At 61.4% G+C, this 6,680-nt stretch carries 5 protein-coding genes; 2 read left to right on the plus strand and 3 right to left on the minus strand.

Features of this window, described 5'->3' with window-relative positions; genetic code table 11:
* Both V7787_RS12795 and V7787_RS12800 read left to right on the plus strand, forming a co-directional pair.
* Nucleotides 1-870 carry an efflux RND transporter periplasmic adaptor subunit gene (locus V7787_RS12795; protein ID WP_003254857.1) on the plus strand — a complete coding sequence of 290 codons (870 nt, stop codon included), beginning with the start codon at nucleotides 1-3 and terminating at the stop codon, nucleotides 868-870.
* A gap of 223 nt (nucleotides 871-1,093) precedes the next feature.
* On the plus strand, nucleotides 1,094-1,432 hold the full coding sequence (locus V7787_RS12800) for a DUF2025 family protein (protein WP_020191710.1): 339 nt from the start codon (nucleotides 1,094-1,096) through the stop codon (nucleotides 1,430-1,432).
* Nucleotides 1,433-1,446: 14 nt separating this feature from the next.
* On the opposite strand, the gene V7787_RS12805 is transcribed toward V7787_RS12800, so the two are convergent.
* The 3 genes from V7787_RS12805 to V7787_RS12815 form a co-directional block, all read right to left on the minus strand.
* Nucleotides 1,447-4,032: a bifunctional diguanylate cyclase/phosphodiesterase gene (locus V7787_RS12805; protein WP_336088530.1), complete on the minus strand. Its 2,586-nt coding sequence runs from the start codon at nucleotides 4,030-4,032 to the stop codon at nucleotides 1,447-1,449.
* Between the two features lie 51 nt (nucleotides 4,033-4,083).
* Nucleotides 4,084-5,157 (minus strand): diguanylate cyclase, encoded by a 1,074-nt coding sequence (locus V7787_RS12810; RefSeq protein ID WP_064492939.1) that lies wholly within the window; start codon nucleotides 5,155-5,157, stop codon nucleotides 4,084-4,086.
* A 278-nt stretch (nucleotides 5,158-5,435) separates the two neighbouring features.
* Nucleotides 5,436-6,332, minus strand: coding sequence for a formate/nitrite transporter family protein (locus V7787_RS12815; protein ID WP_064492938.1), 897 nt, complete (start codon nucleotides 6,330-6,332; stop codon nucleotides 5,436-5,438).
* Nucleotides 6,333-6,680 lie beyond the last annotated feature (348 nt).

Consider the following 6,680-nt stretch of genomic DNA (forward strand, 5'->3'; position numbering starts at 1 on the left):
ATGCGTGCGGCCGTACGTATTCTGGTGACCCTGTGTGTGGTGGCCCTGGCCGTGTTGGCCGGCTACCAGCTGTGGCAGTACTACATGCTCACCCCATGGACGCGCGATGCCCGTGTGCGCGCCGATGTGGTGGTGATCGCACCTGATGTGTCTGGCTGGGTTCGTGAACTCAAGGTCCATGACAACCAGCAGGTCAAGGCTGGCGACCTGTTGATGAGCATTGACCGCGAGCGCTTCCAGGCCGCGTTCGATCAGGCCAGCGCGGTGACCGAGACCCGCGCCCAGCAACTGCGCTTGCGCGAGCGTGAAGCAGCCCGGCGTACTGCTTTGGGGCCAGAGGCGATCAGTGCCGAGTTGCGTGAAAACGCCCAGATCAATGCCGCCATCGCGCGTGGCGAGCTGCATGAAGCCGAGGCGCAGTTGCAGGTGGCCAGGATCAACCTGGCGCGCAGTGAAGTGCGGGCCCCGCGCAGCGGGCATATCACCAATCTGCGTCTGGCCGAGGGCAATTATGTGAACACCGGGGAGTCGGTGATGGCGCTGGTGGATGATTCGACGTTCTACATCCAGGCCTATTTCGAGGAAACCAAGTTGCCGCGCATTCGCGTTGGGGACACTGTGAAGGTGTGGCTGATGGGCACGGGTGAACCGATGCAGGGGCACGTGGAGAGCATCAGCCGCGGCATCACCGATCGCAACAGCAACCCGGACAGCCAGTTGCTGCCGGAGGTAGAGCCGACTTTCAACTGGGTGCGACTGGCCCAGCGCATACCGGTGAGGATTCGCCTGGATCAGGTGCCGGAAGGGCTGACCTTGAGTGCGGGGATGACGGCGAGTGTGCAAGTGCACGAGGACCGCGACCCGCAGTGATGGTGCTGCCTCAATAGACAGATATGTAATGTTCGAAGCGGTACAGCCGGGTCGGGTGGTGAAGGCAGTCCAGCTCCAGTACGCCGACGACGTCGGGCAAACACGAAATAACTTGGCGAGCGGCCCGCCAGTTGCGTTAGGCTGCCGTTGTGAGTTGCCCGACAGAGGCAACCCTTTTCCCGCCTGGCGTGCGTATCTTCCGATTTCATTGCGAGGTTACGTCATGGCCATCACTTCCCAGGATATCTGCAACGCCGCCGATCAGCTAAAGGGCTTTGTCGGCTTTCACGGCAAGCGCGGTGTTCATATCGTGCGTTTCTCCGAGGACGCGTTCGGCATGGACGTGGCCGACGCCAGTATCACCCCCTGCAGCGAGTTTGTCTGGCGGCCCGAGCAAGGGCAGCGCATGGCGTTGTGCCGCGAACGGCTGTCGCTTTTGCTGGATCAGCATGTGGATGACCGCTTGAACATTGGTGAACCGCTGCGCGCCTACCTTCGCCGCTGTGATCTGCCCGAAATCGTGGCGCAGCGCAGCCTGCAGCAGCGCACCCAGTCTGTTTAGGAGCAAGGCCGGGTCTACAAAGGCTGTGCAGTGTTTTGGGAGGGTTGGTGCAACAACGCCGCCAACCCGGCGCTGTCCAGGGGCTTGCTCAGGTAATAGCCTTGCACTTCATGGCAGCGGTCCTTTTCCAGCGCCTTGAGTTGATGTTCGCTTTCCACGCCTTCGGCTGTCACTGTCAGCCCCATCGCTTCGCCCAGGTTGATGATGGCCTGGACCACAGCGCGGTCGCTGCCGCCGTTGTTGTTCAGGCCGCTGATGAAGCGCTTGTCGATCTTGATGCTGTCGAACGGGTAGGTACGCAGGTAGCCCAACGACGAATAGCCGGTGCCGAAATCATCCATGTTCAGGCGCACCCCTAGCTCCTTGAGCGACAGCATGGTGCCTAATGCGCCTTCGATATCGTTGAGCATCACGTTCTCGGTAATTTCCAGTTCCAGGCGTTGGGCGGGGAAGGCCGTGTCGAGCAAAGTTTCGCGCACGTCCGCTACCACATCGCTGCGCAAGAACTGGGCAGGCGACAGGTTGACCGAAACCAGCACGTCGGCCGGCCAGTCATGGGCAGTGCGGCAAGCTTCGCGAAGCACCCAGCGGCCCAGCGCAACAATGATGTCGCTCTGCTCGGCCAACGGGATGAAGGTGTCCGGCCCCAGCAACCCTTCCTGAGGATGCCGCCAGCGCACCAAGGCCTCGACCGCGACGATACGCAGGTCGTCGAGGCGGTAGCGCGGCTGGTAATGCAGCTCGAACTCCTCATTGCGCAGGGCCCGGCGCAGGTCGTTCTCCAGCTGGCGGCGGTACTGGATCTGCTGGTTCATTTCGGCAACGAAGTAGCGCCATGTGTTCTTTCCATCGGCCTTGGCCTGGTACAGGGCGATGTCGGCGCAGCGGATCAGCTCACCTGCATCGAAGCCCTGGTTGCGCGTCTGGGCAACGCCAATACTGGCACCAATGTGCAGCGGCTGGTTTTCGAAGACGATGGGTTGCTGCAGCAGGCCGATCAGGCGCGCACAGAAGCGGTCGATCTCGCTGCTATTGTCCATGCCGCTGAGTACCAGGATGAACTCGTCGCCGCCCAGGCGCGCGACCAGGTCGCCATCGCGGGTGGTGTCGCGCAGGCGCGTTGCCACTTCTTGCAGCACGGCATCTCCGGCAGCATGACCGAGCGAGTCGTTGATCGGCTTGAAGTTGTCCAGGTCCAGCAGCAACAAGGTCAGCGGCGGCGAGTCACTGCCGCGCAACAAGGCCTGCTCCAGGTGCCGGGCGAGCTTGTTGCGGTTGGCCAGCCCGGTCAGTGGGTCGTGCAGCGAAAGGTGCTGGATGCGCGCGTGGGCGTCGACTTCGTCGGTGATATCGCTGGCGGTACCCCGAAAACCGATGGCCTTGCCATCGCGCCAGATAGCGCGGGCGGATATCCGGCAGTAGCGGTTCTGGCCATTCTGGTCGCGGTAAGTACAGCGCAGGTTGGCCAATTGCTGCGGCTCGGCCGTAGTCAGGGCGTCCAGCCAAGGTGACAGCGGCGTGGTATCGCAGGCCAGCAACTGGTTGAGCGGGTGGCCCAGCCAGCCGTCTACCGGGTAGCCGGTGACGTTGGCGAAGCGTTGCGACAGGTAGGTCAGGCGTTGTTGCCGGTCGGTTTCCCAGATCCAGTCGGATGCCGACTCGGCCACCGCCCGGAAGCGCTGCTCGCTGGCCTCCAGGGCCTGGTTGCTTTGTTGCAGATGCACGAGCGTGAGGCCGATTGCCCGGGAGCTGCGCAAGGCATGGCGGAACAGGTACAGCATCACCAGCCCAAGTATCAGTAGTGCACACAACAGTGCGGGCAACACTGCCCACAGCATCTGCTGCCCCGGCAGCGGGCTGTTCCAGGTCAGATGGTAGCCGGTGTCGCCCAGGTCGATGCGCAGGTGGTTGTGATCCTGCATATCCTCCTTTTCCACGTGCATGCCGGTCAGGCCGGCGCCTTTACCCAACTGCGCCAGTTTGCTTTCGGTGAGCTGGTCAATGAACAGCATGACCGGCGCCTGGCTCACCTCGCTGTCGGTAACCTCCCGGTCCGGGCGCACGGCTGCTGCACTGAGTGCGGCCGGCCAGCCATTGAACAGCACGAAACGGGTGACCTGCTCGCGTGAAATCGCCGCCGCGCGGGCCTGTTCGATGATCGGCTGCAGTGGTGTGTCTATATAGCTGTCAGCGCCTGCCTGGCTGGGCTGGCCTTTGAACAAGGCATAGGTGGTGCGGTCGTTTTCCACTACGAACACCCCTTCGTAGCCGCTGGCGCTGTACAGCGACTCGCCTACGTTCTTTTCCTCGTAGGCCCATTGCCAGTCGGCTTGGCCCGACAGGTGCTCGAAGGCTGCATCCCATACGGCATAGCTGGACAGAAACTGGCGCGAGGCGAGCAGCCGTTGTTCCAGCGCCTGGGTCGCATGGAAGGCGCTACGCTCGCGCTCCTGTTGGTCGAGCGTGCGGGCGATATTGAACAGAGCGCCGAGAATGACCAGGCAAGCCAGGCCGAACACTGCGCTGAAACCGGCAATGAGGTGGCGTACCTGAAAGCGCGGTGTGGGGCTAGCGGGTGAAAGCTTGGCGGTCCTGGCCATGCGCGAGCGACTCCTTCAGGCAACCTCCCGCCAGGCAGTCAGGAAGGAGGTTCAATCAGGATAGGCCAGCCTGAGCGCGGCAGCTTCACCGCGGGCAAAATTGACCTGATCGCGGCCAGCGTGCTTGGCGATGTACAGCGCCTTGTCCGCCTGTTCGAGCCAGTGCTCGGGGGACTCCAGGCTGGCCTGGAAGGGCGACAGGCCGATACTCAGGCTGATGCGCAGGTGCGGTAACTGTGGGTTGCGGTAGCTGGAAACCCGCTCGCGCAGACGCTCCATGGCTTGGCAGGCCTGGGCTTCGCTGGTTTCGGGCATGATCACGCAGAACTCGTCGCCGCCGTAACGCCCGGCCTGGTCGCCCTCGCGCAAACTGCGCCGCAGCTCAGCACTGAGCTGGCGCAGTACACAGTCGCCGACCACATGGCCAAAGGTGTCGTTGATGGTCTTGAAGTGATCAATGTCGATCAGGGCAATCACCGCGTGCCCCTGTTGCTGCTTGCACGCCTGGAACTTGAGCTGCAGCAGGTCCTTCCAGGCGCCGTGGTTGAACAGCCCGGTCAGGCTGTCGGTCAGGCTCAGGGCGCTCAGCCGGCGCTTGTGGTCGCCCAGCTTGATCGCAAGCTGGTAGCACACCCAGCCCAAGGCCAGCGGGTACAGCGCCAGCATTGGCAGGCACGCATAGACCTGCAGGGGCGTGGCGGTCAATTGCAAGCCAGGGCCGAGCAGCAGGATGGCGGCGAGCATGCCAGCCAGTTGCGCCAGCACCCCGCGAAAGACCATGCGCTTGCCGCCGGCGGCGACGTTGTTCATCGTCATCATCGCCAGCACGGTCACGCTGGGCAGCGGGTTGAAGTGCATGGCGGCGGTCCAGAACCCACCCATCAGGGAGTCCAGCAGGAGGTTGCGTTGTTCCGCCTGGTAAGGCGTTGTCGAGCGGGCAGCCCACAGGTAGGCCACGTGCGGCCACAGTAGACCATTGAACAGTACCAGCAGCCATGCCCAGGAGGGGGGTGACAGCGGCGCAATGGCCGCCATGACAGTGAACAGGCCGATTCCCAGGCCAATGACCCGCGGCAGGTAGATGCGCTTGACGAATGAAAGTCCTTTGCCGTTGCGGTTATCCATAGTGCTCACAGTTTTCTGTCGGTGTACCGTTCATCGCATAACACGCATGAATATTGTTGAACAGTGTGTCATCGGCGAGAAATGACCTTGCAAGCCAATTCACGGTTGATTCGATCACGGTGGGGCAGTTGATAACCAGGCTCAGGTACTACTGAGCACTCGCAGGCGGGGGCGGGGCAACCTGGACTCACCGCATGACGGGCAAACTGATGGGGAGCCCCTGGCCTGTGAGTGAGCAGGACCAGGGGCATGAACTCACCGTAGCGGCACGCTGAGTGTCATTTGTGCTCATGTCTGCTGCGCGCGGACTGGGGCTGGTCGTCGTTCAGAAGCCGCGAGGGTGGTTTGCCACTGTCACTGCGCACTTGTGCATGGCTGATCAAGGCGAAGATGAAACTGCCACCGATGATGTTGCCCGCCAGCGTCGGCAGTGCAAATTCCAGCCAGAAGCGGCTCCAGGTTTCGTCGCCAGCCCACACCAGGTAGGACACTTCGACTGACCCCACTACTATATGAGTGAAATCGCCAAGGGCCATCAGGTAGGTGATCATCAGAATGATCCAGATCTTGGCGTGCTCCATTGAAGGGATCATCCAGACCATGGTGGCAATCATCCAGCCTGAGACTATGCCCTTGGCGAACATCTGGCTGATGTCGTTCTTCATTACCTTGCGACCGACCTCCAGGAATGCCACATCGGTCTTGCTGTCGAATATCGGCAGTTCCAGCATCACCCAGGCCACCAGCAGGGTACCTGCCAGGTTGCCAAGCAACACCACGCCCCAGAGGCGTAGCAGGCGTCCGAAGTTGGCCAGCGTAGGGGCGGTCATGACGGGCAGCACCGCGGTGAGCGTATTCTCGGTGAACAGTTGCTGGCGGGCCAGGATCACGGCAAGAAAGCCCGCACTGTAGCCGATGCTGGCAACCACCTGGGCACCATCGCCTTCCGGCAGGCGGGCGTAGAATAGGCCCATGGCCATCAACGACAGCCCCATGGACAGGCCGGCGGCAAGTGCCGACCACCACAACGCGGCAAGTGTACGTTCCAGCTCCTGGTCGCCCTGGTAGCGAATGATTTCGTGCAGCACTGCCGCCCGTGGCGGTTGGCTGTGGCTGACCTCCTGCTCTTCATCTGCAGAGAGGCCGGGGGTTTTCTCGCTTTGCCCATTGCTCATGGCCGCTACGCTCCGTGGTGTGTTTCTTTACAGATCCACGGCGCTTTCATTAGTTGCCGGTTAGCGGCAAAACGGTGTTGGAAAAGTTTTTCAGAACAAGGTGTTGACTCTGATTTCAAAGCGCGTATTATTCGCCTCCTCGCAGCGATGAACGCTTCGGGGCAAGCGGTAAGTTGTTGAAGTTGTTAGCTTTCGAAAGAAAGCGGTAGTAAAAAACTTCAAAATAAACGCTTGACAGACTCTGAGGAAAGCGTAGAATGCGCGCCTCGGTTGAGACGAAAAGCTCTTAACCAAACGCTCTTTAACAAATTGAATCAAGCAATTCGTGTGGGTGCTTGTGAGTACGGG

It is taken from the genome of Pseudomonas sp. CGJS7, from assembly GCF_036961695.1.

Coding starts and splice junctions, on each gene's coding strand:
- V7787_RS12795 (WP_003254857.1), top strand. CDS start 1: ATGCGTGCGGCCGTACGTATTCTGGTGACCCTGTGTGTGGTGGCCCTG.
- V7787_RS12800 (WP_020191710.1), top strand. CDS start 1,094: ATGGCCATCACTTCCCAGGATATCTGCAACGCCGCCGATCAGCTAAAG.
- V7787_RS12805 (WP_336088530.1), bottom strand. CDS start 4,032: ATGGCCAGGACCGCCAAGCTTTCACCCGCTAGCCCCACACCGCGCTTT.
- V7787_RS12810 (WP_064492939.1), bottom strand. CDS start 5,157: ATGGATAACCGCAACGGCAAAGGACTTTCATTCGTCAAGCGCATCTAC.
- V7787_RS12815 (WP_064492938.1), bottom strand. CDS start 6,332: ATGAGCAATGGGCAAAGCGAGAAAACCCCCGGCCTCTCTGCAGATGAA.